This window comes from Microcoleus sp. OTE_8_concoct_300, assembly GCF_031383065.1.
Classification (GTDB): domain Bacteria; phylum Cyanobacteriota; class Cyanobacteriia; order Cyanobacteriales; family Microcoleaceae; genus Microcoleus.
Map to the genome: position 1 here is coordinate 1 of NZ_JANMZH010000621.1, position 24,055 is coordinate 24,055.

The 24,055-nt window shown below is 46.3% G+C and carries 16 protein-coding genes and 1 other RNA gene; 14 read left to right on the top strand and 3 right to left on the bottom strand.

The features are described from left to right. Both ACUVJL_RS28470 and ACUVJL_RS28475 read left to right on the top strand, forming a co-directional pair. Positions 1-786, top strand: a 786-nt coding sequence (locus ACUVJL_RS28470) for an SAM-dependent methyltransferase (protein WP_445248918.1), incomplete at its 5' end; no start/stop codon positions are given. Between the two features lie 84 nt (positions 787-870). Continuing rightward, positions 871-1,206 (top strand): cupin domain-containing protein, encoded by a 336-nt coding sequence (locus ACUVJL_RS28475; RefSeq protein WP_445248919.1) that lies wholly within the window; start codon positions 871-873, stop codon positions 1,204-1,206. A gap of 173 nt (positions 1,207-1,379) precedes the next feature. Here the strand turns inward: ACUVJL_RS28475 and ACUVJL_RS28480 are convergent, their stop codons facing one another. Then, the gene (locus ACUVJL_RS28480; protein ID WP_445248920.1) at positions 1,380-2,081 is read right to left on the bottom strand and encodes a Crp/Fnr family transcriptional regulator; all 702 of its coding nucleotides are present in this window, start codon (positions 2,079-2,081) and stop codon (positions 1,380-1,382) included. A gap of 45 nt (positions 2,082-2,126) precedes the next feature. On the opposite strand from ACUVJL_RS28480, the gene ACUVJL_RS28485 reads away from it, so the two are divergent. From ACUVJL_RS28485 to ACUVJL_RS28505, 5 genes are all read left to right on the top strand, one after another. After that, entirely contained in the window at positions 2,127-2,645 is a 519-nt protein-coding gene (locus ACUVJL_RS28485; protein WP_445248921.1) for a CdiA C-terminal domain-containing protein, read from the top strand. Beyond that, positions 2,620-3,651 carry a thiazole synthase gene (locus tag ACUVJL_RS28490; protein ID WP_445248922.1) on the top strand — a complete coding sequence of 344 codons (1,032 nt, stop codon included), beginning with the start codon at positions 2,620-2,622 and terminating at the stop codon, positions 3,649-3,651. Before ACUVJL_RS28485 ends, ACUVJL_RS28490 begins: the two co-directional genes overlap by 26 nt. A 69-nt stretch (positions 3,652-3,720) precedes the next feature. Then, positions 3,721-3,888 (top strand): photosystem II assembly protein Psb34, encoded by a 168-nt coding sequence (gene psb34 / locus ACUVJL_RS28495; protein WP_106333461.1) that lies wholly within the window; start codon positions 3,721-3,723, stop codon positions 3,886-3,888. 438 nt (positions 3,889-4,326) lie between these two features. Beyond that, positions 4,327-6,510 carry a hypothetical protein gene (locus ACUVJL_RS28500; RefSeq protein WP_445248923.1) on the top strand — a complete coding sequence of 728 codons (2,184 nt, stop codon included), beginning with the start codon at positions 4,327-4,329 and terminating at the stop codon, positions 6,508-6,510. Positions 6,511-6,615: 105 nt separating this feature from the next. Then, positions 6,616-7,308: a response regulator transcription factor gene (locus ACUVJL_RS28505; RefSeq protein WP_445248924.1), complete on the top strand. Its 693-nt coding sequence runs from the start codon at positions 6,616-6,618 to the stop codon at positions 7,306-7,308. 242 nt (positions 7,309-7,550) lie between these two features. On the opposite strand, the gene hemG is transcribed toward ACUVJL_RS28505, so the two are convergent. Beyond that, a complete protein-coding gene (gene hemG, locus ACUVJL_RS28510; RefSeq protein ID WP_445248925.1) occupies positions 7,551-9,011 on the bottom strand; it encodes a protoporphyrinogen oxidase in 1,461 nt (486 codons plus the stop codon). Positions 9,012-9,742: 731 nt separating this feature from the next. Here hemG and ACUVJL_RS28515 point away from each other — a divergent pair. The 5 genes from ACUVJL_RS28515 (at position 9,743) to ACUVJL_RS28535 (ending at position 18,589) form a co-directional block, all read left to right on the top strand. After that, positions 9,743-13,978, top strand: a complete 4,236-nt coding sequence (locus ACUVJL_RS28515) for a PAS domain S-box protein (RefSeq protein ID WP_445248926.1) — start codon at positions 9,743-9,745, stop codon at positions 13,976-13,978. 253 nt (positions 13,979-14,231) lie between these two features. Beyond that, a complete protein-coding gene (gene corA / locus ACUVJL_RS28520; protein WP_445248927.1) occupies positions 14,232-15,410 on the top strand; it encodes a magnesium/cobalt transporter CorA in 1,179 nt (392 codons plus the stop codon). Positions 15,411-15,736: 326 nt separating this feature from the next. Further along, positions 15,737-16,170: RNase P RNA component class A (rnpB, locus tag ACUVJL_RS28525), an RNA gene on the top strand. A gap of 371 nt (positions 16,171-16,541) precedes the next feature. After that, a complete protein-coding gene (rnc, locus tag ACUVJL_RS28530; protein ID WP_445248928.1) occupies positions 16,542-17,249 on the top strand; it encodes a ribonuclease III in 708 nt (235 codons plus the stop codon). 185 nt (positions 17,250-17,434) lie between these two features. Beyond that, complete coding sequence (locus ACUVJL_RS28535) at positions 17,435-18,589, top strand: Gfo/Idh/MocA family protein (protein ID WP_445248929.1); 1,155 nt, start codon at positions 17,435-17,437, stop codon at positions 18,587-18,589. A 38-nt stretch (positions 18,590-18,627) separates the two neighbouring features. On the opposite strand, the gene ACUVJL_RS28540 is transcribed toward ACUVJL_RS28535, so the two are convergent. Next, entirely contained in the window at positions 18,628-20,736 is a 2,109-nt protein-coding gene (locus ACUVJL_RS28540; protein WP_445248930.1) for an ATP-binding protein, read from the bottom strand. A 682-nt stretch (positions 20,737-21,418) separates the two neighbouring features. Here ACUVJL_RS28540 and ACUVJL_RS28545 point away from each other — a divergent pair. Continuing rightward, a complete protein-coding gene (locus ACUVJL_RS28545; protein ID WP_445248931.1) occupies positions 21,419-22,078 on the top strand; it encodes a class I SAM-dependent methyltransferase in 660 nt (219 codons plus the stop codon). 96 nt (positions 22,079-22,174) lie between these two features. Then, entirely contained in the window at positions 22,175-23,680 is a 1,506-nt protein-coding gene (locus ACUVJL_RS28550) for a cryptochrome/photolyase family protein (protein ID WP_445248932.1), read from the top strand. Positions 23,681-24,055: the final 375 nt, after the last annotated feature.

Genomic DNA, 24,055 nt, shown 5'->3' on the forward strand with positions numbered 1-24,055 from the left:
AATTTAATGACCAATACTGCTCTCAATTTTAAGACTGCACCCGGACATGAAGTTCTGGCCGCGGCGGGTAAGAGAATGCTGAGGCCGGGGGGGAAACTTGCTACAAAACAGTTATTTGAATGGGCGGATTTTCAGCCTGGGGAGACTGTTTTGGAGTTGGCTGCTAGTTTTGGAGACAGTTCGATCGCCCTTGCTGAACGTTTTGGCGTAAAAGTAGTCGGAGTTGAGAAAAATCCCGAGAGTGTGACCCGCGCTCGTGCTAATGTTGCAGCAGCGGGTTTGAGCGATCGAGTGGAAATTGTGGAAGGAGATATTTTTCACTTGGATCGGATTTCCCAACAGTTTGATTGGGTATTGGCTGAAGCTATCCTGACAATGCAGTCGCCGTCAGGGAAAGCTAAAATTGTATCGGGAATTTGCGATCGTTTAAAACCAGGCGGCAAGTTTCTCTCTCACGAACTTTTAGCTAGAAACCGAGAATCTGAAATTCACAAAGCTTTATCAGAAGTGATTCGCGTCAATTCAACGCCTTTGTCTGAGTCTGGCTGGATGGCTGTTTACCAAAACGCGGGTTTGCAAGTAGAAAAGTGTCACAGTGGGGCGATGGGGCTCCTCAACTTGCGGCGAATGCTGCAAGATGAAGGGTTTGTGGGTACTGTACGGATTTTATGGAATATATTAAGTCGATCGCAAATTCGCGATCGTATCTTAGCAATGCGTCGAGTTTTCCAGCATTACCAACAGGATCTAGGCTACATCCTTATCTCTGCAAAAAAACAATCTTAATCGATTTTCGATTTTCGATTGAAGAAAGTGAAGCCACTGATAAATCCGGGACCCCCGAACCAAATTAATTGATTGTCAAAAACTATGACTACTACTCTTTTACCGCTACAATCTTCCGCAATCCAACTCCGAGACACAATTGAATATCCCGCCGCCGGAGTGTTGAGCAAAATTTTAGTCAAAGACAATAATTGTCAGTACAGTTTATTTTGTCTGGCAGCAGGGACGGAAATTTCGGAACACACTTCGGCACGGAATGCCACAGTTAATGTCATCGAAGGAAAGGGTATTTTGACTTTGGAAGGCAAGGATATTGTTTTGGAACCGGGGGTGTTTGTCTTCATGCCCGCTCGCGCACTCCACGCTTTGAAAGCCGAAGAAAATTTGGCGTTTATTTTGACACTTTCTGAGGCTAATTAATTTCCGCAATATTGCTGTAGGGGCTGGTTTTACCAACCCTAATTGCCTAAAATCAATAATCTCATAAACCCGCCCCTATTCACAGGTTGTGGGGGGCTGGTTTATATAGATAGTGAGTCGCAGTCAAATATTGTTTGTCAAACCAGCCCCTACAAGAATTGGGATTTTAACATTTAGTCTATTTTTTCTCCCGAGGCGATATCCTCTAATTTTTCCCAATCCAATACCATAATTTTACCGCCTCGACTGTAGGAGACGAATGGCTTGAGTTTCTTAAACAACCGCACGCATTCTTCGTAAGTAATTCCAATGCTGCGAGCAATTTGATAGTAGGGAAAACGTTTTTCTAAACATACACTATTATCAGCAAGCTTCGTACCTTGCTCGACGGCAAAGTAATGAATAAATCGGGCCAGCCGCACGATCGCCCTTTCCGACACCAAACCGTGCACAGTCTCGTGCAGTTGCTGCAACCGCTGGTTGAAAACCACCAATATTCGCAAAGCAATCTCAGGATTTTCTCGAATTGCTGCTAGAAAAAATTCCCTTTCTGTGGTAAGAACTTGGACATCAGTTTCTGCCGTTACCGTTGCGGGGGCAATGCCGTTGCCTAGCAAAGCAGGTGCGGCAAAAATATCTCCCTGAAATAAAGTGCGGAGAATTGTTTCTTTGCCCGCCGTCGCTGTTTTTGCAACCCGCAGAGAACCGCTCAAAAGAGTGTATAATTTTTCGGGGATGCGATCGCCCTCATACATCACAACTTCTCCCTGTCGGTATGTGCGAATTACTGTGTGTTCTTGCAATCGCTCTAATTCAGTTTGGTTTAAGCTGGCAAATATTCCAATTTTAGCCAGTTGCTCAACAGTTGCTTTCATACATTTAACTCTACCCGATAGGAGTCTATTGAGAGTATAATAACGGTGAATTCTGAATATATTGAGACAAGCAGAGCCATCTACGAAAATGCAGAACCAGAAGATCAGCGATATTATTTTGATGAGATAGCTGGCGGATTTGTGCTAATTCACCAACAACACAATCTTAATAATTCGGAAATCTTTCTTGCTGAAGTTTTGGCTAAAATAGGAAAGAGAGTTAGAATGTTGAGCGAGCAAGCAGCAGAAGGTGTGAGAACACCAGACGCTGAGATTGACGGTGTGATTTGCGAATTTAAGGAGTTGACACAACAGACTCAAAACATCAGAGGTCGAGTGCAAGAAGGCATCAGTAGATCCAAAAAGCAAGGTGCATCAGCAGTTATTTTTCACATCAATCGAGAAAATTATGATGTCTGGAAAATCAACGCAGGCATCAAACAAGCTCTGTTTTGGGATACCGAAAAGCAAATTCAAAAAATATTTTTTGTTGTTAATAGCGAACAAATTCAAATCATCACAAGGGAAGAGTGGAACAATGGAAGATCATTTCAGCGAATTTAAAGAGATTGTAGCGCGGGGATTGCAGAACAATATGCCGCGAGATGCTAAATTAATTACTGTAGGGCAAATTTTATATGCTGTTAGCCACGACGATCTCACAATAGAAGAAGCTTGGAAGCTTGAAGAGATGATGGGTGGCAGAACACAGTGGGAAGAGGCACTTGAGTACAGCATTTTTGGCTATCCAGTAGACACAGCAACACCATCTTTCGATAAACCTCTGGTTATTGCCGGCAAAACTTTTCATTCTCGCTTGATGACGGGGACGGGAAAATATCGCAGCATCACAGAAATGCAGCAAAGTGTCAACGCTAGCAGGTGCGAAATTGTTACCGTGGCTGTGCGACGAGTGCAAACAAATGCTCCCGGCCATGAAGGATTGGCAGAGGCTCTCGATTGGACTAAAATTTGGATGCTGCCAAATACTGCCGGTTGTCAAACTGCGGATGAGGCGATTAGAGTAGCTCGTTTGGGGCGGGAAATGGCGAAACTTTTAGGGCAAGAAGACAATAATTTTGTCAAATTAGAAGTGATTCCCGATGCTAAATATTTGCTGCCAGATCCGATCGGCACTTTGGAAGCAGCAGAACAATTAGTCAAAGAAGGTTTTGCCGTTTTGCCCTACATCAATGCCGATCCCTTGCTGGCCAAACGCCTAGAAGAAGTCGGTTGTGTGACTGTGATGCCTTTAGGTTCGCCCATCGGTTCCGGACAAGGGATCAACAATGCCGCCAACATTCAAATAATTATTGACACGGTGAATGTTCCTGTGGTAGTCGATGCGGGTATCGGAACTCCCAGCGAAGCGGCCAGAGCAATGGAAATGGGAGCCGATGCACTGTTGATTAATTCGGCTATCGCCAATGCCCAAAATTCCCCGGCGATGGCAAAAGCAATGGGAATGGCAGCAGAAGCGGGGCGGATCGCTTACTTAGCAGGAAGAATGCCGGTCAAAGATTACGCGATCGCCTCTTCTCCGCAAACAGGCACTGTCACATCCAAATAAATTCCTGAATTTTCCTGGGCGCTTTTTTGGTAGAGTTGTAAACATCAAAAATATTAAGGATTGTGACTGATGCCTTACATCAAAGATGACGATGGACGCCTGAACAACTTTGCTAAAGAGCCGAAGGTGTATGAAGCCGTACCTCCCAACAAAAATCAGCAACGCAACTACATCATCATGGGTATTGCAGCAGCCATGTTAGTCGCCGGTTTGGTGTACGTGGCTGCCTCCGTCTGAAAACTGGCCTGAGACTCAAAGCTGCTTCAAATCGCAATTTTAAATAATCCTTCGAGAAACCATGTTTTCCTTTCCCAAGGAAACATGGTTTTTGTGTTTCAATACAAAGCAGGGAGTTGCGACAATCCTGAAGCGTGCCGAGCGAGCACGAAAGCTAAATAAGACAAGCAGAAATTGGGCTTTTTCCTCAATGCTGTTGGGTTCAGGGACTTGGGTTGCAATTAATCAGAGGGGTTCGTCACCAACATAAAATTGCCAATTGAAAATCTATAATCATGCAGGTCATCACCGGTGCGATTCACTGCCTTCGGGGCGTAGTTGCGAGTTATGAGCGATCGAGATTTCAACTCTACAATCTACAATCTACAATCTACAATCTACAATCCCAAATCTAAAATCTAAAATCTAAAATCTAAAATCTAAAATCGGCTGACCCTGATGTCTATTCCTTCCCCAAAAGTTTCTAGCTCGAACAAGCTGATCTACCAACGCTTGAAACAGGCGATCGACCTCAATCTACGCCGTCAAATTTTTATCGCCGCCTGCGACGACTTGTGCCTGCGGGACTGTCTGGCAGCCCGCTTGCAGACAGAATTAGCCACAGAGAGCGCAGACTCCGATCCTCGCTCCCCGATCGACTACCCCCGATTTGTCAGTTTGGAACTCGACTTGAGCGATCCAAATCCTTGGGGCTCGATCGCCGCGTGGCTGATCCAACATCCACCGCCCCAAAACAGGGGCAGCTACAGCCGTTTGCCGGGATTCCAAATTATCGGGGCAGAACACCTGACCAGGCACTCAGCAGCCGTACAGTGGTCGTTCCTGAGCTATTTGAGGGACATCGAAGCAAACCTGCAAATGTGCGAGTCTACTCTGTTGCTGTGGGTGTCGCGCCCTTGGCTGAGTTCGATCGAGCAGTCGGCCCCGGAATTTTGGCACTGGCGAACCGGAGTATTTGAGTTTGAAGGCGAACCAACTCCAGCTTATAGAGACTTCGGGCACTCCAAAGACTTGAGAAACTTGCCCGACAACGGAGACTCGGGCGACAAACTTGTAATATCTTTTCTGTCTGGACAATCCTCAAATCCCGAGGAACAATCCCCAAATCCCGAGGAACAATCCCCAGGGCCAGATTCTAAATCCGTCGAACTGGCAGATTTGGTGCTATCGGCTGCCTCTTTTGAGTTGGAAGCAGAAAATAATTCCGCATCGGAGGAGAATTTTCTGCCGCTGCAAACCCTGCAATACATTCAACTGCTGCAAGAAAATCAGTGCTGTTGCGAAGCATTGGCTTTGGCTTATCAAAGTTTGGGGTATTACTACCGCGATCGCATTCTGGACGGAGACGCTTCAAAGCAAAACCTGACAATCGCCATTCGCGCGATCGAACAAGTGATTGCCTACCTCGAACTTGACTCCAATTCACAGCAAAATCAACCACCAACCGACGAATGCGCCCGGCTGATTGCCCAATTGACACAAAATTTAACTCAGTACACCCAGGAGTCCAACAGCCTACCGCCAATTTCTGATTTGCTCAACGATCTCGGCACTTTCTACTGGATGCTGTCGCGCGATCGCACGCAGCATAACGCCTCAGATCCGCTATCGTGCCTTGAACGCAGCATCGCCCTCTACCTTGAAGGTTTGAGACGAACAGATGCCGAGACAGCACCCCAAACCCGCGTTAGATTAAACAAAAATTTGGGAATCGCCTCGGCAGATTTAGCCCGCTATCGAGACAAGACAGAGAACTTGCAGCAAGCAGTTGCAGCTTACCAACAAGCGCTGCAGGATCTAGACCCCGCCGTGGAACCTCAGCAGTACGCTGCAGCTCAGAATAATTTGGCGACAGCATACTGGAATTTAGCCCAAGAAGGTGAGCCGAAAGTCTACCTCAAAAGCGCGATCGCAGCTTACACCCAAGCCCTCTCCTGCTACAGTCCCGAACGAGAACCCCTCAACTATGCCGGAGTGCAAAACAACCTCGGTACAGCCTACTGGAACCTCGCCCAGCACGAGCCCTCAGAACCCCTGCTAGTCACCGCGATTGAGGCCTACCGCGAAGCATTAAAATACCGCACCCGAGAATTAGTACCCGTCGCCGCGGCCGCCACCTACAATAATCTCGGTACCGCTTATTGGCATTTGGCGAACCAGTTCCAGCAGAAACAGGCGCGGACGGAATCATTGCAGCAGGCGATTACCGCCTACGAAGCCGCCCTGGATATCGCCGGAGAGCTCGATCGAGCCCAACTCACCTTTGACACCAAAGCCGCCCGCAACAATCTTGGACTAGCCCACTATCAACTAGCCACAGACCCTGATTTCGCCCTCAACAAAGCTGCACAGACAAGCCATCTAGAAGCAGCACTGCACCACCAGTTGCAAGTGTGCGCCGAATGGGGACAACATCTCAAGGACAAAGAGTTAACATATGGGGATAAACTCCACCAGCAGGCCCCGGCCAACTCCCAAGCTGCTGATTCCCGGCAAACAGCATTGAGCTATATTGTCAAAACGATTAGAGCTTTCTATAGTGAATGTGGGCTGCCAGGCCAAAATTTAGCCTTATCCAAAGTTCCAGGAGATTTATTGCCTGAAATCTTGCGTAGGCTATAAATATGGCTATAACTATTAAAAGCTCAATTTTTTAGAGATATGTATCCAGTTTTCTATTATTATGGCTGAATATTCTTGCCTAATTATTCAAACAAACTTGTGGTCATGGCCCCTGTAAAAATCCTTGTGGTTGATGACGACCCGGCAATCCGAAATTTAATTCACCGTTTTTTGAGCCAGCAAGGTTATCAAGTTGAGTCTGGCCAGGACGGTCAGACTGGTCTGCAATTATTTGAGCAACTCAATCCTGACTTAGTAGTTCTAGATGTAAATTTACCCGATACTACTGGCTACAAACTATGTCAAGAGATGCAAAGACGCACGGGCGTGTTTGTGTTGATGCTGACCAGCCGAACCGATGAAGCTGACAAAATGAAAGGGTTTGCCGAAGGTGCTGACGACTACATTACTAAACCTTTTAGTCTTGTAGAGATTGGAGCTCGGGTGGCAGCAATTTTGAAACGTAAGCGGATTGTTACTCCCACCCAACAACAAAGTCTTACCTTTGGAGAGCTACTAATAGATCCGGTTCGCCGCGAGGTAATTCTCGGGAGTCAGATACTTCCTTTGACTGCTTTAGAATTCGACCTGCTGTACTGTTTGGCCAGCAAACCCGGTCGCGTGTGGAGGCGAGCGGAATTGCTGCATGAAGTGTGGGACTACGAGTATGTAGGATCCGATCGCGTGGTGGATGTCCATATCGGTCAAATTCGCCGCAAAATTGAACCAGATGCCACTCAAATTTCGATGATTCAAACCGTCCGGGGAGTGGGTTACAAGTTTGAGCCAACAACCTAGTAGCATTCGCCGCCATGTTCGCCGGAACACAAGGCAGAAGGCTGTGGGCGGGTACACCAATATCTCTGATTCACCTCACATCTTGCACCATTCTCGCTTAACAGGCTTTTCGGCCTGTTCCACAAGAAAATTCACTCTTTGTGGAACAGGCCGGAAAGCCTGTTCATAAAAAGCTTATTGAGAATGGTGCAACATCTCTGATTCACTCGATTTTTGTAAACCCGCCCGAACCACGCCATAATTCAGATCGATCGAGTATCTGATTGCTTGTTCTGCAAATACTCGCGCACCAATGGCGCACGCTCAAAACCCCTGCGCACGCAATCTCCCAAAGCCACGCCCCCAACGTAGTTGCTGCACAAAAACACCCCAGGCAAGGATTTTAAGCCCCGATCGATTTGTTGCAGGCGATCAAAATGCCCCAAATTGTATTGAGGAATTGCCCGCTTCCACACATTCACCGCCAAAACTTTCGGCTGCGCCGCCGAGGGCTTCAGCAAAATCCGAGACAAATCTCGGTGTACCTCCCCAACGATTTGTTCCGAGTCGAGATTGCCAATTTCCGAATCAGTAGCCCCGCCGATGTAACTGCTGAGAGTTTGCCACCCCGCAGGCGCGCGATTGGGAAATAAACTCGATGTCCAAATCGTCCCCAGAGTGCGAATTCCCTGCCCCCTCGGAATTAAATTTCCAAAACCTACTAATTTTCCCTTGACATCCGACACCGGATATGCTAATACAACGCAGGCAACCGTAGGATAAGTAAAAGCTTGTAAAGCGCTGCTAACTTCCGGTTGAAGAGGCTGCAACAAATCCGCTGTAACGTAAGCCGGCGTTGTCAAAACCACGGCGCGCGCCTCAACTTGTTGGGGCCCATCGGGCGTCGAGAATTCAGCAATGTAAGTTTCGCGTTGTGTACGCTGGAGGCGGGTTAGGTGCCAGTTGAGTTTCACTCGATCGCCCAATTGAGCAGCGATCGCCTCTGGCAGAGCCTTCAACCCCTGTTTGAACGAGCCCAACTCCCCCGGCCTAGTAGAGGGAACATTCGGGTCTACAGGCATTTTCTTCGGTCTTTTCCTAGCAGAAAGCAGCGCCCCCGCCACCAGCCCGCCACCCACATCAGCCATCTTTGTTACCCTGCCGAAAGCCGCCGCCGCGCTAAGTTGTTGAGGATCGCCCGCATAAACCCCAGAAACAAAAGGTTCCACCAACCGCTGCATCACTTCCGGCCCCAGATGACGGCGGAAAAATTGAGAAACAGTTTCCTCGTCACCCTGCTGCGAAAGTCGAGCACCGATTGCCGGCGCGACAAACCCCAAAGCCCCGAACAACGCCCGCAGTTTCCCCGGAAAACTCAGCAACTGAGACTGAATCATCGCCGGTGGAGTCATCGGCACAGGTTGCAGCTTCCCTTGCCAATACACAAAACGAGGCAATTTGCGATCGGCAAAAATCAACTCCTGCTTCAATCCCACATCCACAGCCAACTTCATCAATTCCGGCGTCGGCGAAAAACTGTTCGGGCCCTCCTCCCAGAGAAACCCCCCCACTGTCCTAGTTGTGATGTTCCCGCCCACACGTCCCTGACTCTCAGCGACTAAAATCTTTAGCGGGGATGCACTCGTTGCTTGGGCCTCAAGTGCGTGCGCCAAACTCAAACCGCTAATACCCGCACCCACAATCAAGGTATCTAATAGTTCCATATTACATATTAAAAATATCGCAATCTTTATGTTACATGGCTTTGCACGGCTTGCGTTCTTTGCCGAGCCTACTGCAAAACAGCTTTCCGATTACACGGGGAATTGGGAATCGGGAATCGGGAATCGGTAAGCTGTCGGGCATTTCTTTCGCATTTTTCTCGAAGGTTGTCGATTAACCTCGAACCGTCTCCCCCTCGGACGTTCTCCCCATCTCCCTTTTGTAACCGCTGCGTCTGGTTTAAAAAAAAGAGCATCTGCTCTAATTAAGCTATATTCCCAAAAATACTATTTCTTTAAATTTTTGTATTATAGGTAACTGTGCCGAAAATTGCACCCGGAAACGCAGCAGTAAAGTGTGCAAAAAGATTTCAGTGGGTTAAACTAACTTTAGGAAAATTTTAGAGCTTAAGTTGCAAGTCAACACCCCGCTCTGAAGAGATGGGGCTTCATGCCCTAATCAAAAGAGATAGTTGACCAGCTATCGTCTTAACTGATGACGTTATCAAAAATATGGGTGTAAGCCCAAGCTGCTATGCGATCGCGGGTGAAATGTTTAAAACAGTAATTGTCAGGAGTGAAAATACCTCACAAAAGTACCAAGCGACCAAGTAGCCCCCGTCTAGCAATAATCAATATTCCAGGCGGTTAAAACTGCCGGATGCGTATGTCCTCGCCCGCTCTAAAGACACGAGGTTTCCACACTACTAAGCTTTTCTCATGAAAAAATACCCATGCAGGAAGTTATCAACTCGTTTCAGTCTTTTTTTTCTAACTCTGTTGATGCTTTCCTAGAGTGCGATCGACAGCAAAAGTACCTATCCATCAATCCTATTGCTGCTGCTTGGATGGGATTGGAGCCTGCTGAAATAGTCAACAAAACTAATCATGAATTATTAAAATTATATCCCAATAATGCTGCTGTCAAAAATATAATCTCGCAGATAGATTCCTGCCTGCAACAAGTATTTATAACCGGGGAAACAAGGCTGGCAATTCATGAGGTGACGGATTCAGACGGCGGGATTAAAATTTACGAAACTGCTTACACGCCAGCGGTGGATGCCTCTAGCAACCAGATGCGGGTTTTGGGCGTCGGTAGAGATATCACCAGGCACTACCGCTGGCAGCGGCAGAAAACTCAACAGTTGCGCCGATCGAACGATTTACTGTGGTTGAATGCAGCTAACAGTCCCCTGGCAATGGTAGGCTGGGATGAAGATTTTCGGATCGTTCAGTGGTCGAAACGCGCCGAGGAAATCTTTGGCTGGACATCAGATGATATGATGGGCAAGCAGTTCGGCGATTTGGCTTTGGTTTGCGAGGAAGATAGAGAGGCTGTAAGGGCGATCGAGCTGGAACTGGCCAGCGGCAAGGGCAATACTTTAATTAACCAAAATCAAACTAAAAGCGGACAGATAATTTGGTGTCGCTGGTTCAACTCGATTATTCGCAGCGGCGACACTTTTACCGTGCTTTCTTTGGTGGAAGATATCACCGATGGCAAACGGTTGGAAGCCGAAAAAGCCCAAGCTTCTCGCCTCACAGCAATGGTAGCCGATGTCGGTATTGCCCTCACCAAACACCCTCAAGATATCCTGCTTCCCTGCTGCGAGGCAATGGTGCAGAATCTCGATGTCGCCTCGGCAGAAATTTGGGCTTTCAACTCTCAAGACAATGTTTGCCAATTGCAAGCAGCCTCGGGAATCTACAGCCGCACAGACGCTCGAGCTAGCTTTATTGAAAGTAAGGTTAGATCGATCGCCAAACAGCAAAAACCGGAGTTTGACTGCGGATTTGAACTGAATAATTTTGGACTCCCAGAGGAAGAATCCCCGATAGCAACAGCCACACACAGTTCCTCCCTAGGAATTATCAACACCACTCAAAAGCCGGGCAATTGCCCAATTCCCAAGCAAATTCTCACCTTCGCCGGCTACCCTTTGATAGTCGAAGAACGGGTGGTCGGAGTCATGGTAATTATCAGCCGCCAGCCGCTGACAGCACTCTTTCAGGAAACTTTAGCATCCGTTGCCGATGTCATAGCTTTAGGCATCGAACGCAAGCGTGCAGAAGCTGAATTAAAATCAGCTAAAGGGTTTCTCAATTCCGTAGTAGAAAATCTGCCGGTGGGAGTTTTTGCTAAAGATGCTTCTTCGCTGAAATTTGTGCTGTGGAACAAAGCGGGAGAAACGATCGCAGGTGTTACCAGTCAAGAGGCGATCGGCAAAAATGACTACGATATTTACCCGAAAGAACAAGCTGATGTTTTCACCGCTCAAGACAGGGAAATATTGACCGGCGATCGCAACCAACTTACTGTTAAAGAAATAGCCGAAGAGCCGATCCAAACTCGCCACAAAGGTATGAGAATACTGCACACCCGCAAAGTGCCAATTCTCGACGCCGCAGGCCGTCCTCAGTACGTTTTGGGGATTACTGAAGATATTACCGAACGCAGGCAGGTAGACGAAAGCGTGCGCCTCTACGACCAAATTTTCGAGAATATGCAAATTGGTTTGTACGTCTACCATTTAGAAAATATAGACGATGACAGCACCCTCAGGGCGATCGCCTCGAATCCCGCTGCTACCCTGTTTACCGGATTAGAAATGGCCGACGTTTTGGGCATGACAATCGACGAGATTTTTCCCCACCTGCGATCGAAAAACATTCCCCAAGCATTTGCTTCGGTAATTCTCAGTCAGAAAGCCGTAGAACTTGAAGATATTGACTGTGATGAAGGCGGCCGAATAACTCGCGCTTTTTCTATTAAAGCTTTTCCATTACCCAACAACTGCGTCGGTGTTGCTTTTGAAAACATTACTGCTCGCAAGTGCCTCGAACTCGAACTGCAGGTAGCTTTGGAAAAAACCGAACGTTCCGAACAACTCCTGCGCACGGTAATAGACAAAACCAGCGACTGGATTTTTGCCAAAGACAAAAATTTTAGCTGTATTTTGGCAAACAAGAGTTTCGCTCAAGCAATTGGTAAAACAGTAGAAGAAATAATAGGAAAAGTCGATTTAGAATTAGGATTTTCAGAAGATATCGTATTTGGAAATTCCGCCAAAAATATCCGAGGATTCCGTGCAGACGACTCTGCTGTACTGGAAGGGGAAATCATCCATAATCCCTGCGAGCCGGCAACTATTGCTGACGGTTCAGTACATATTTTTGATACCCAAAAAGTCCCTCTGCGCGACCAGGAAGGTAATGTGTTTGCAGTGCTAGCTTTCGCTCACGATATTACAGAACGACATGAAGCGGAAGCAGCTTTGCGTAGAAGTGAATCAAGATTTCGGTCTTTAGTAGCTAATATTCCCGGAGTAGTTTATCGCTGGAAGTGCGATTTTTCGACAAATTTTATTAGCGATGCCGTTTACTTACTAACAGGCTACCCGGCTGCGGATTTTATTTCGCTTGTGGACAAGGGATGCCGGACTTTTGCTAGCATTATTTACCCGGAAGATTTGGCAAAAGTAGAAGCAACTATTCGGCAAGGAATAGAAAACAAACAGTCTTATAGCTTGGAATACCGCTTGCTAGCAGCAGACGGCACGGTTAAATGGGTGTGGGATAAAGGTTCTCCTGTGTTCGACGCAGATGGGAACGTTTGCTGTTTGGACGGGGTGATTTTTGATATTAGCGATAGGTACTGCGCCGAAGAAGCATTGCGCCAAAAAACTTCCGAGTTGGAAGCTGTTTTTCAGGCATTGCCCGATTTGTATTTCCGAATCAATGCTGACGGCATTATTTTGGATTACTTGTCAGGAAACTCATCGGATTTGTACCTGAGTTCAGAGGATTTTGTGGGCAAACGAATGACCGATATATTGCCTAAAACCGCCGCCATAAAATTCGTGATGGCAATGATTGAAGTTTCCGAAAACCGAACTCCAATTAATATCGAGTATTCCCTAACCCTGCCGACAGGAGAAGAAACTTATGAAGCGAGATTGCTGCCTTTTAACTCGAATCAAGCGATCGCTATCGCCCGTAATATTACCCAGCGCAAACAAGCCGAATCTCAATTAAAATATAAAAATCGCCAGCTAGAGCAAACATTAAAACAATTAGGAACGACTCAAGCTCAACTAATTCACGCGGAAAAAATGTCTGGTTTGGGACAGCTAGTCGCGGGAATTGCTCACGAAATTAATAATCCTGTCAGTTTTATCTACGGTAATATCACTTACGCTAGCGAGTATGCCAAAAACTTGCTGGAACTGTGCAGTTTGTACCAAGCACATTACCCGAAACCTGTTGCTGTTATCGCAGAATTTGCGGAGCAAATAGAATTCGAGTTTATGAAACAGGATTTCCCGAATTTGCTGACTTCAATTCAAACGGGAGCCGAGCGGATTCGCCAAATTGTTCTGTCTTTGCGCAACTTTTCCCGCCTGGAAGAATCAGATATTAAGCGTGTTGATATCCACGAAGGAATAGACAGTGCTCTGTTAATTTTGCAGCACAGACTTAAAGAAAATGGCAGAAACCGCCAGATTGAAATAGTTAAACAATATGGGAAACTGCCACCAGTACAGTGCTACGTCGGACAGTTAAATCAAGTGTTTATGAATATTTTAAATAATGCTATTGATGCTTTAGCAGATGTCAGGAAGAGGAAGTTAGAATTGGCGAGTTCTTCGGATGCCCAACGGCAAGATTTTCCGACTTTACCTTTAAGTTGCGACCCATTGCCTGAGATTCACATTCGCACGGAGGTTTTGGAGAACAATCGGGTTGTGATAGCAATTTCAGATAACGGGTCGGGAATGGCAGAGTCTGTTAAATCTCGGATATTTGACCCGTTTTTTACTACTAAACCAGTGGGCAAAGGTACTGGTTTAGGACTGTCTATCTCCTATCAGATTGTGGTGGAAAGACACGAGGGTACGCTGCGCTGCAAGGACGCGCCGGGAGGGGGAACTGAATTCGCGATCGAGATTCCAATTCGGCAGAGGTAATGGGTCATATCAATTCCGGTTGCACTCATACATGATGTTGACTGTTGACTGTTGACTGTTGACTGTGAATCGAACAACTGAAAATTGCGCCGAGATAGGTGGCGACTTGTAAAAATCATTCATGAATTGCCCTCTAATTTATCATTCCGATGCAGCCGGAAACGATATCATCGGTAATGGGTAATCGGTAATGGGTAGTTGTACAAGAAAAATGATAATCTAATTAAAGGTTCTAAAAGTCAGGAATATCAACATGGTATACAAAAGCATAAATACTTCTAGTGCAGTTGCCAAACCGATTAAAGATGATGATGATGATGATTCCTACATTGACTATTTTTATGATGATCCGGGGGCTCCGCCGGGAACTCTCGACTTAGAACCCGATGCGCCGCCTCCGGAGATTGTATTAATTGACTTTTGCGAGACAGCAGCTACTCGCGCCCACTTGGCAAATCCTCAAGAAGCTGCTGCGTATTTAGATACAGCATCTGTTTCTTGGGTTGATATGTTGGGATTGGGAAACAAAGAAACTTGGCGACAAATGGGCGAAGTGTTTAATTTGCACCTCATGGCTCAGGAAGATGTAGTTAATGTTCCCCAGCGACCGAAAGTTGTAGACTATGAAGAACACATTTTAATCATTGCTTGGATGGTAATGGTGCATCCAGACTTAGAGACTTTTCATAAAGAACAAGTAAGTTTGATTTTGGGTAAACATTACCTGCTAACTATTCAGGAAGAACCCGACTATGATTGTTTTGGTCCCGTGCGCGATCGCATTCGTAAAGGACAAGGAAATATTCGGAAACACGGAGCAGATTATCTGGCTTATACTCTGTTAGATTCGATTATAGATGGATTCTTCCCAGTATTAGAAGTGTACGGAGAGCGCATAGAAGAACTAGAGGATGAAGTGGTAGTGAACCCCACCCGCAGAACCCTGGAAAAAATTTATAAAATCCGGCGAGAACTGCTGACGCTGCGCCGCGCAATTTGGCCACAGCGGGATGCAATTAATGTTTTGATTCGAGATAGCAATGATTTGATTAGTCCAGAGGTGCGAATTTACCTGCGCGACTGTTACGATCACACGGTGCAGGTGATGGATATGGTGGAAACCTATCGAGAGTTGTCTTCGGGTTTAATGGATGTTTATCTGTCATCGGTTGGCAATAAAATGAATGAAATCATGAAACTGCTGACAGTGATTTCTAGTATTTTTATTCCTCTAACTTTTGTGGCGGGAGTATACGGGATGAATTTCAATACAGAGAAATCTCCTTGGAATATGCCGGAACTAAATTGGTATTTTGGCTATCCGCTTTGTTGGGCGCTGATGGTAGCGATAGCCTCGGCTTTAGTTTACTTTTTCTGGCGGCGCGGTTGGTTTGAAAACTTTTCTACTGTCAAAGATGACTCAGTAAAGTAACCGGATTTAAGATGGGAGATTTGAGATTTTGGATTGATGATTGAAGAATACAAAAGCCTGTTAGGTAAAAAGGTTTCCTGCCCCTAGTTGAAGCCGTGTCATAAATCCTGGCCTCATAAATCCCAAATTTTTAATCCTCCCGATTCATCCGTGAGTGAATTTAAGCGGATTTGCATTGAAATTTAATTGTTTGGCGGGCTTTCGGGCCCACTGCACAAGAGTTTGAATAAACAGAAAGCTCAAAATTAAGTGCGCGACAAGTTAAAATCGTAAATCTAAAATCCCAAATTGATGGACGAACGATCGCGTACAATAAATCTGGGGAAAAAGTAGGCGCAGGCGGTTGCGGATTAGCGAAAGCTGGTCTGAGGAAAGTCCGGGCTCCCGAAAAACCAAACTTGCTGGGTAACGCCCAGTGCGAGCGATCGTGAGGATAGTGCCACAGAAAGATACCGCCCCCCGATTTGAGATTTGAGATTTGAGATTTGAGATTGCATCAAAAATCGAGCATCGAAAATCGCAAAGTGCGAGGGGGTAAGGGTGCAAAGGTGCGGTAAGAGCGCACCAGCAGCATCGAGAGGTGCTGGCTAGGTAAACCCCAGTTGGGAGCAAGGTCGGAGGAACTATGGTTGGTTTTTTACCGGTTCCGTTTTTTGGTACCGCTTGAGGCGTCTGGTAACAGGCGTCCCAGATAGATAACTGCCCTCGAAAACTGCTTGCAGTTGAGAGAACAGAACCCGGCTTATGTCCGACTTTTTCCCCCCCTCAATTTTGGGTAAGGTGCTTATGACCACACCTGTCAAGGTGTAGTCAACCTGTTGGCGTCATCGTAACCGTTGAGCTTTATTCTTGAGATGTTATTTATTGCTAATAGTCTATCAAATGAAGAGGATTTATCGAGCGCCCGAAGCAGAGATTTCCAGCGTTTGAGGCACTTCTTCACCACCTTGACAAAGCTGACCAGAAGTACCCGGAGGAATATTTGGTTTTTGAAAGAAAAGCTTTTTACTGATATGAATGTGATACCAGTTTCAAAAAAGAATGCAACTTTAGAGAAGCTCCCAACCCGGATAGTCATCGGTTATTCCCAATTCTAAAATCTAAAATCTAAAATCTAAAATCTAAAATGGTATGATTTATCCGGGTCGCCAAAAGCAACTTGAAACATTAATTCAAAAATTGGGACTGCTGAAGGATGCTTCCATAAAATGGCATCTCCTCGATTTAGCTTTGACTCATGCGAGCGCTTCAGCTAAAGCAAATTACGAGCAACTAGAGTTTGTGGGGGATGCAGTTGTGCGGCTGGCGGCGTCGGAATTGTTGTTTGAGATTTATCCCGACTGTACAGTGGGGGAATTTGCTGCTATTCGATCGATCTTGGTGAGCGATCGCATTCTTGCTAAAATCGCTGAAAGTTACGGGTTCGATCGATATTTAATTGTTTCCACCAGCGCCGCCTCGGACAAAACAGGCGCTGAACCCCGGCTAGCCGATGCTTTGGAAGCGGTACTGGCTGCGCTTTATTTGAGTACCCAGACGTTAGAATTAATTCGCCCTTGGCTAGATTCTCACTTTCAACGCCTAGCGGCGGAAATCCGCAGCGATCCAGCCCGCCAAAACTACAAAGCTGCTCTCCAAGAGTTGACTCAAGGCAAATACAAAACTTTGCCCAAATATAGCGTGCAAGAAACCGGGACAGTACAGGGCCCAGAGGATCGTTTTACCGCAGAAGTTCTCATTCAGGGAAAGTTGGTAGCAAATGGAAAAGGTCGATCGATCAAAGCGGCCGAACAAGCAGCGGCTCAGGCAGCTTTCAATAAATTAGTTGGTAGTCAGTAGTCAGTTGACTGTTGACTGTTGACTGTTGACTGGTGTTATCAGTTATTGGTTATTTGTTAGCTGCTACCAATAACCAATAACCAATAACTACTGCCAACAGTCAACAGTGATTTTTTTGAGTTAAAACATAGATAATAATAACAAAATATGCTATTATTTATGTGCGATTTTTGAAATTATAATCAATGAAAATCGGAATAGCTGTATTGGGTGCGGGCCGCTGGGGAGTTAACCTAATTCGCAACTTTCTCAACCATCCCAACAGTCAAGTTTTAGCGGTCGTAGACCCGAATCGAGATTCATTGGTGGCCGTCCAAAAACAGTTTAATCTCGATGCCTCGGTGATTCTAGCGGCCGATTGGTCTCAAGTGCAAGCATTGCCGGGACTGGAAGCTGTGGCGATCGCTACTCCAGCTTCCACACACTACACCCTCGCAGCTGCAGCCCTGCAACAAGGCTACCATGTCTTAGCAGAAAAACCCCTCGCCCTCAACCTCACTGAAGCAATAGAACTCTGTCAATTAGCAGAAAAACAGCAGCGGCAACTCTTCGTTGACCACACTTATCTATTTCATCCAGCAGTCGCTCGAGGCCAAAGAATTATTCAACAGCATCAACTCGGAAAATTGCGCTACGGTTACGCCCAGCGCACCCATTTTGAACCGGTGCGGCACGACGTTGATGCCCTTTGGGACTTGGCCGTTCATGATATCGCTATTTTCAATACTTGGCTGGAACAAACCCCAATTCTAGTAAGGGCGATGGGCACTGTATTTCCGAAGGAAGAAGTCCGATGCAAGTCGTCCCCTGGAAGTCGAAAGAAGGAAGAAGGAATAAATAAAGAAGCAGCAATAGAAATAGAAAATAAATTTGCTCCTTCACTGCTGACTGTTAATCCTGCAGAAGCACTAGCAGATTTAGTTTTGGTAACGCTCACCTATCCCGACGGATTTCAAGCATTTATTCACCTGTGCTGGCTAAATGCTGACAAACAACGGCGCTTAACAGTTGTTGGCAGTTTGGCAACCTTGATTTTTGATGAAATGTCGCCAGAAACTCCCCTGATTGTGCAGCGCGGCACTTCAGATTGCCGGCGCGATGAAAATAACTCTTTTGAAAGTGCGATCGCACCGCAGCCTCATAGCCTCAGACACCGTGAAGTGTTGAATTTAGAGTCGGCAGAACCGCTGCAGCGAGTGTGCGATCGCTTCCTCAACTGCGTGCAAACTAATACCCCCTGTCCTACCTCTTCCGGCTCGGCCTCCGTCGAATTAATCCGGATTCTGAGCACTTTGAGCAAATCCCTCGAACTCGGCGGACAGCCCCTAATACCATTTTAGATTTTAGGTTTGAGATTTTAGATTGAGAAAATCACTCATCAACTTCTGACATTTCCATTTTCCGTTACCAAGTCCTGGCTGTCAAAATAAAAACTTGACTGGTGATAGACAGGCAAAGAAATCATCACCGCAGTACCTTGATTTTCACCCGCGCTGTCCAGGGTAACGCTTCCGCTCATAGATTCCATTATCCTTAGGGAGATAGCCAAGCCCAAACCGTTACCGCCAAAACTGCGAGTTCTAGAACCATCAACCATCACAAAAGGTTGAAACAATTTCTGCTGCTGTTCGGGCTCGATACCAATTCCCGTATCTTTAATTGTCACCACCACCCAATCCCTTTGACCGCCCTGGCCAGTCGTACTTTCCGCACTGCCGTTTAAACTAGCAGATTTCTTCCTCGATTCTAGCCGCACAGATATACTAATGCTGCCAGAATTTGTAAACTTAACGGCATTGCTCAAAACGTGTACAAACACCTGTTTTAGCTTCTCCGGATCGGCACGAACAATAATCGTATCGTCAGGTTTAAGCCAACTTAACTTCAAACGTTTTTCCTCGATTTTAGGTACTTGCCAATTAATCGCGTCTTGAAGTACCTGGGTAATATCAACTACTTTTAAGTTTATGGCGAAAATGCCCGCTTCTATTTTAGCAATATCCAAAATATCATTAATAATATTTAGCAATTCCATTGACGAGTCGTGGGCCTCCTGCAAATATTCCATTTCTTCATCTTGGTCATCGCATAAGTCGTCCCGCACAAATTGAATTGAATTAATAATCCTGTTGAGCGGCGTTCTCAATTCGTGAGAAATATTGCCCATGAATTCATCTTTTAACCGATTGGCAACTTGCGCTTCCTCGGTTGCGACTTGCGCTTCCTTGGTTGCAACTTGCGCTTCTTTGTTTGCGGCTTCCAATGCTTTGTTTGCGACTTCCAATGCTTTTGCCCTGGATCTGAGGCCCTCCACCATGCTGTTTAGTGCTTCTGATAGTTGATTGAATTCCCTAATTTTTAAATTTTGCGGCACGGCCGGCGGCGCTTCTGTATCTACATTCAGCGCGTAGTCTCTCAGTTTTTCCAAAGGACGCGCCAAGTCGCGAGACAGATATAAAGTCGCGATGATACTAGCAGCAACCAAACCGACAATTAAATTAAATAAAACTTGCTGAATTTCTTCCAAACCTGACAGAGCGTAATCTAAACGAGAGACAGCTAAAATAATCCACTTGCTGTTCTCTTGTTTAGTTGAAGGACTCGGGATAGCAGCGTATCCTGCTAACAACTCTACACCATTTCTTTCAAAGGAAAATAGGTGGAGAAAAGCTTGTCCGCCGGCGATCGCCCTTCTGACAATACTTTTTAGTCGATCGGCATCTGCCTCGGCGTTGATATTCCCGCCCACGCGGTTGATATTCGGGTGCGCCAAAATCGTTCCATCTTGGTCGATCGCCACCGTATAGCCGGCTAGAGACCCCTTGGGAGCGCTGGTTTGCACCGGCAGGGCTGACTGTAAACTCAACGCATAACTCAACTGCCGGCTGTTGCCCTTACGAATGTAAACAGGAGCGCTCAACACCAAACTCGCTTGGCTATCGCTGCCTTCTTTAGCCGCACCTGGAAAATCCTCAGCAGCCAAAGCCACATTTTGGTCGTTTGCTTTCCCCTGTCGGTGGTGAGGCAACGACAGACTGATGTAAACGCTCTTGTCGTCCAGCAGCGTTTGCTGCTGCTGTACTGGCGGCCAAAATTTTGCGGGCAGCGACTGAATCGGCTGCTGCCCGCAAGTGCTTGCTATCACTTGATTTGTCTGTAAATTAGTCAATTGCAAGCAATCAACCTGCGCTGGCAAGCGCTGCCCTAATTGCGCGATAAACTTTTGATAATCCTTCGGATCTACAGACTGCAACATCGAGCTTTCCGAAGCGCCGATCAGATTCGACTTCAGCGATTTCGCCCACTGTTCAATAGTTTCTGCTTTTCTGACTGCACTTTCTGTCAAGTTTTGACGAGCAGTTTCCAGAAGCGTCGAGCGTGCCTTGCGATAGGTAACATACTCCCCCATCAGTAGAACAGGTACGCTGAGCAATAAAATCCGCGACAGTAAAATACGGCGAAAGGAGGATTGACCTAAATTAACCATAAGAAATATCTAAATTAAGGTGCAACACCCAACAGCGACTATTAAAGTGAAATAAACCAGACCCAAAGCGTGAATCTGTCTAGGGTGCTCTGCTGACGGGACAACACAGCTTCACAACAAGATTTAAACACAATTATAGAAGCCACTGTAGTAATCTCGATTCTAAGTGTGTGGGCTTAAAAATGCTAAGCAATTGGTTCCAGCCAATCCCTGTGATTTTGGTCACACTTCCATCCTCAATTCTGGGAGCGACTTGCACCCGATCGCCCCGGAGCCAATTTTTCAGGCTGCAAAAAAGCCTCGGGTGGACATACCGCAGTTGTTTGAAGCTAGAATCGCATAGATGCACTCGGCCGAAGTTAAGAGGCAAAAAGTTCGGTCTCCCGCTAGTTTACGGAGAGAATTCTTGCTCGATCGGACTTTTTCTTTCCGAATGCCTTCTTGAGATGGACCAGAGATGGCGGATGGAATGGGCGATTCGAGATTTTGCACCCTGTGAAAAATTTCTTTTGAGCATCCGATTGATTCGGTGAAAACAATAATTCACCTGTCAAACACAAATAATGAGATGATCGAGCAGCAAATCGACTCTGACAACCCTAAGGTGGCGAACCTTGGCCCAAACAGTGCACCCACGCTCCGTAATTTGGCGGTCTCGGCAATAATCTCCATAGCTTAATCGATGAAAAAAAACTTTAGCAATTATACATATTATTACACAAACAACCGTCCCAGATATCATCACGCTTATTTGGTATCTCCCCTTTTAGAAATGCTGGCGACACTTCAGGAGGCCAGCCAGGCAAAACTCCGAGTTTTGGATCTCGGCTGCGGCAATGGCAGCCTCAGTCATGTCATCGCCGAGCACGGCTGCGAAGTTGTCGGCGTTGACACTTCTGCACCCGGAATTGCCATCTCCCGTCAAAGTTTCCCCGAGTGTCAGTTTATCCAAGCAGATATTTACGACATCCCCGATACCGCTCTGCTGCACTCATTTGATGTTGTCTTAGCTATTGAAGTAATCGAACACTTGCTTTATCCTAAAGAACTAGTAAAAAATGCAAAAAAATGCCTCAAGCCGGGAGGAAAACTAATTATTTCCACCCCCTATCACGGGTATTTAAAAAACCTGGCGTTAGCTGTTTGTGGCAAACTAGATAAACATTTTACCGTACTTTGGGATAACGGTCACATTAAATTTTTTTCAGTAGAGACCCTGACCAAGTTATTAACATCTCAAGGATACACCGACATAAGATTTAAATTTGCTGGTCGGTGTCCCTATCTTTGGAAATCAATGTTATGCTGTAGTACGTTATCGCCAGAAGCGGAAAAATTATGAGTTTTTAGTTTTGAGTTTTTACCCAATTCATTTTTCTGAATAGACAACCCGCCCTCATAAAAAGTAAAAGATAAGTTTCATGGTAAAAAAAGTAAAATGACTGTTGGCGTTTGGATATTAGGCGATCAACTTTGGCAGAACCAAGCTGCTCTCAACCGCACAGATGATAAATGTTCCCTACCCGTAATTTTAATTGAATCTTGGCAGCACGTTCAACAGCGTCCCTACCACCGACAAAAATTAGTATTAATTTGGTCGGCTATGCGGCACTTCGCTGAAGAATTGCGCGGCGGGGGCTGCCAAGTCACTTACACAACAACATCGGGGGACTTTGAAGCACCTCTCAAAGCTTGGATACAAGCTCACAATATCACCGAAGTGTGGGTGATGGCTCCGAACGATCGACCTTTTTTACAGATCGTTCAAAACTTGCAACTCCCCTGCAAAACAACCCTGATTCCCAACAATCAATTTCTCTGGACAGCAACAGAATTCAAAGATTGGGCGTCAAGCCGCAAACGTTTGTTAATGGAAGACTTCTATCGAGCCAGCCGCCAGCGTTTCCAAATTTTAATGGATGGCAATAAACCTGTCGGAGGCCAGTGGAATTTTGACAAAGAAAATCGTCAGCCACCCAAAGGAAAACTGGATACACCGAAACCTCTCTGGTTTGAACCGGACGCCATAACTCAAGAAGTTATCGCACAAGTTAAATCTCTATCTTTCCCAACTTACGGAAACATTGAACCTTTTCGCTGGGCGGTTACACGAGAGCAAGCACTGCAAGTATTAGATAATTTCATCGAACAGTGTCTCCCCGCTTTTGGCCCTTATCAAGACGCGATGGTAACGGGGGAGGAAACAATGTGGCATTCTCTACTTTCTCCGTATCTCAATATTGGCTTGCTGCATCCTTTAGAAGTTATTCAAGCGGCCGAAACAGCCTACCTCGAAAAAAACTTAAATTTAAACGGCGTCGAAGGTTTTATCCGCCAAATTCTGGGCTGGCGAGAATACATTCGCGGTATGTATTTTTACGTGGATGCTGATTATTTTGAAAAGAATTGGTTCAACCACACTCAGCCGCTGCCGGAGTTTTTTTGGGACGCCGGCAAAACAGATATGAACTGTTTGCGCCAAGTTTTAACTCAAGTCGAAGGCAGCGGTTACGTGCACCATATCCAGCGGTTGATGATTTTGAGCAATTTTGGTCTAATTGCGGGAATCTCGCCGACTGAGGTAGAAAAGTGGTTCCACAGTGCGTTTGTTGATGCCTACGACTGGGTAATGCAGACTAATGTGCTGGGCATGGGTTTGTTTGCTGACGGCGGTGTGTTGGCGTCGAAGCCTTATGCTGCTTCTGCCAATTACATCAATAAAATGAGCGATTATTGTCGGGGGTGCAAATTCGATCGCACTGTGCGCTCCGGCGAAAATGCCTGTCCCTTCAACTTCTTCTACTGGGATTTCCTAGCGCGCCACCGGGACAAACTTCAGTCGATCGGTCGCATGAGCTTTATCCTAGCCAACCTCGACAAAATGCCACCGGAAGAATTGGAAACCATCCGCCAAAAAGCCGCAGAGTGGCACTTAGTCAGTTGACTGTTGTCAGTTGACTGTTGTCAGTTGACTGTTGTCAGTTGACTGTTGTCAGTTGACTGTTGTTAATCCTTTGCAGTGGCTAATAACAAATAACCAATAACATTAATCAACAGTCAACAGTCAACAGTCAACAGTCAACAATGCCCCATGCCCCATGCCCCATGCCCCATAGTCAACAGTCAACAGTCAACAATGCCCCATGCCCCATGCCCCATGCCCCATGCCCCATGCCCCATGCCCCATAGTCAACAGTCAACAGTCAACAATGCCCCATGCCCCATGCCCCATGCCCCATAGTCAACAGTCAACAGTCAACAATGCCCCAAGCCCCAAGCCCCAATCCCCAAGCCCCCAAGTCAACAGGAAACAGTCAAC

Coding starts and splice junctions, on each gene's coding strand:
- ACUVJL_RS28490 (WP_445248922.1), top strand. CDS start 2,620: ATGGAAGATCATTTCAGCGAATTTAAAGAGATTGTAGCGCGGGGATTG.
- ACUVJL_RS28550 (WP_445248932.1), top strand. CDS start 22,175: ATGACTGTTGGCGTTTGGATATTAGGCGATCAACTTTGGCAGAACCAA.
- hemG (WP_445248925.1), bottom strand. CDS start 9,011: ATGGAACTATTAGATACCTTGATTGTGGGTGCGGGTATTAGCGGTTTG.
- ACUVJL_RS28545 (WP_445248931.1), top strand. CDS start 21,419: ATGAAAAAAAACTTTAGCAATTATACATATTATTACACAAACAACCGT.
- ACUVJL_RS28515 (WP_445248926.1), top strand. CDS start 9,743: ATGCAGGAAGTTATCAACTCGTTTCAGTCTTTTTTTTCTAACTCTGTT.
- ACUVJL_RS28500 (WP_445248923.1), top strand. CDS start 4,327: ATGTCTATTCCTTCCCCAAAAGTTTCTAGCTCGAACAAGCTGATCTAC.
- rnc (WP_445248928.1), top strand. CDS start 16,542: ATGATTTATCCGGGTCGCCAAAAGCAACTTGAAACATTAATTCAAAAA.
- ACUVJL_RS28535 (WP_445248929.1), top strand. CDS start 17,435: ATGAAAATCGGAATAGCTGTATTGGGTGCGGGCCGCTGGGGAGTTAAC.
- ACUVJL_RS28505 (WP_445248924.1), top strand. CDS start 6,616: ATGGCCCCTGTAAAAATCCTTGTGGTTGATGACGACCCGGCAATCCGA.
- ACUVJL_RS28475 (WP_445248919.1), top strand. CDS start 871: ATGACTACTACTCTTTTACCGCTACAATCTTCCGCAATCCAACTCCGA.
- psb34 (WP_106333461.1), top strand. CDS start 3,721: ATGCCTTACATCAAAGATGACGATGGACGCCTGAACAACTTTGCTAAA.
- ACUVJL_RS28540 (WP_445248930.1), bottom strand. CDS start 20,736: ATGGTTAATTTAGGTCAATCCTCCTTTCGCCGTATTTTACTGTCGCGG.
- ACUVJL_RS28480 (WP_445248920.1), bottom strand. CDS start 2,081: ATGAAAGCAACTGTTGAGCAACTGGCTAAAATTGGAATATTTGCCAGC.
- corA (WP_445248927.1), top strand. CDS start 14,232: ATGGTATACAAAAGCATAAATACTTCTAGTGCAGTTGCCAAACCGATT.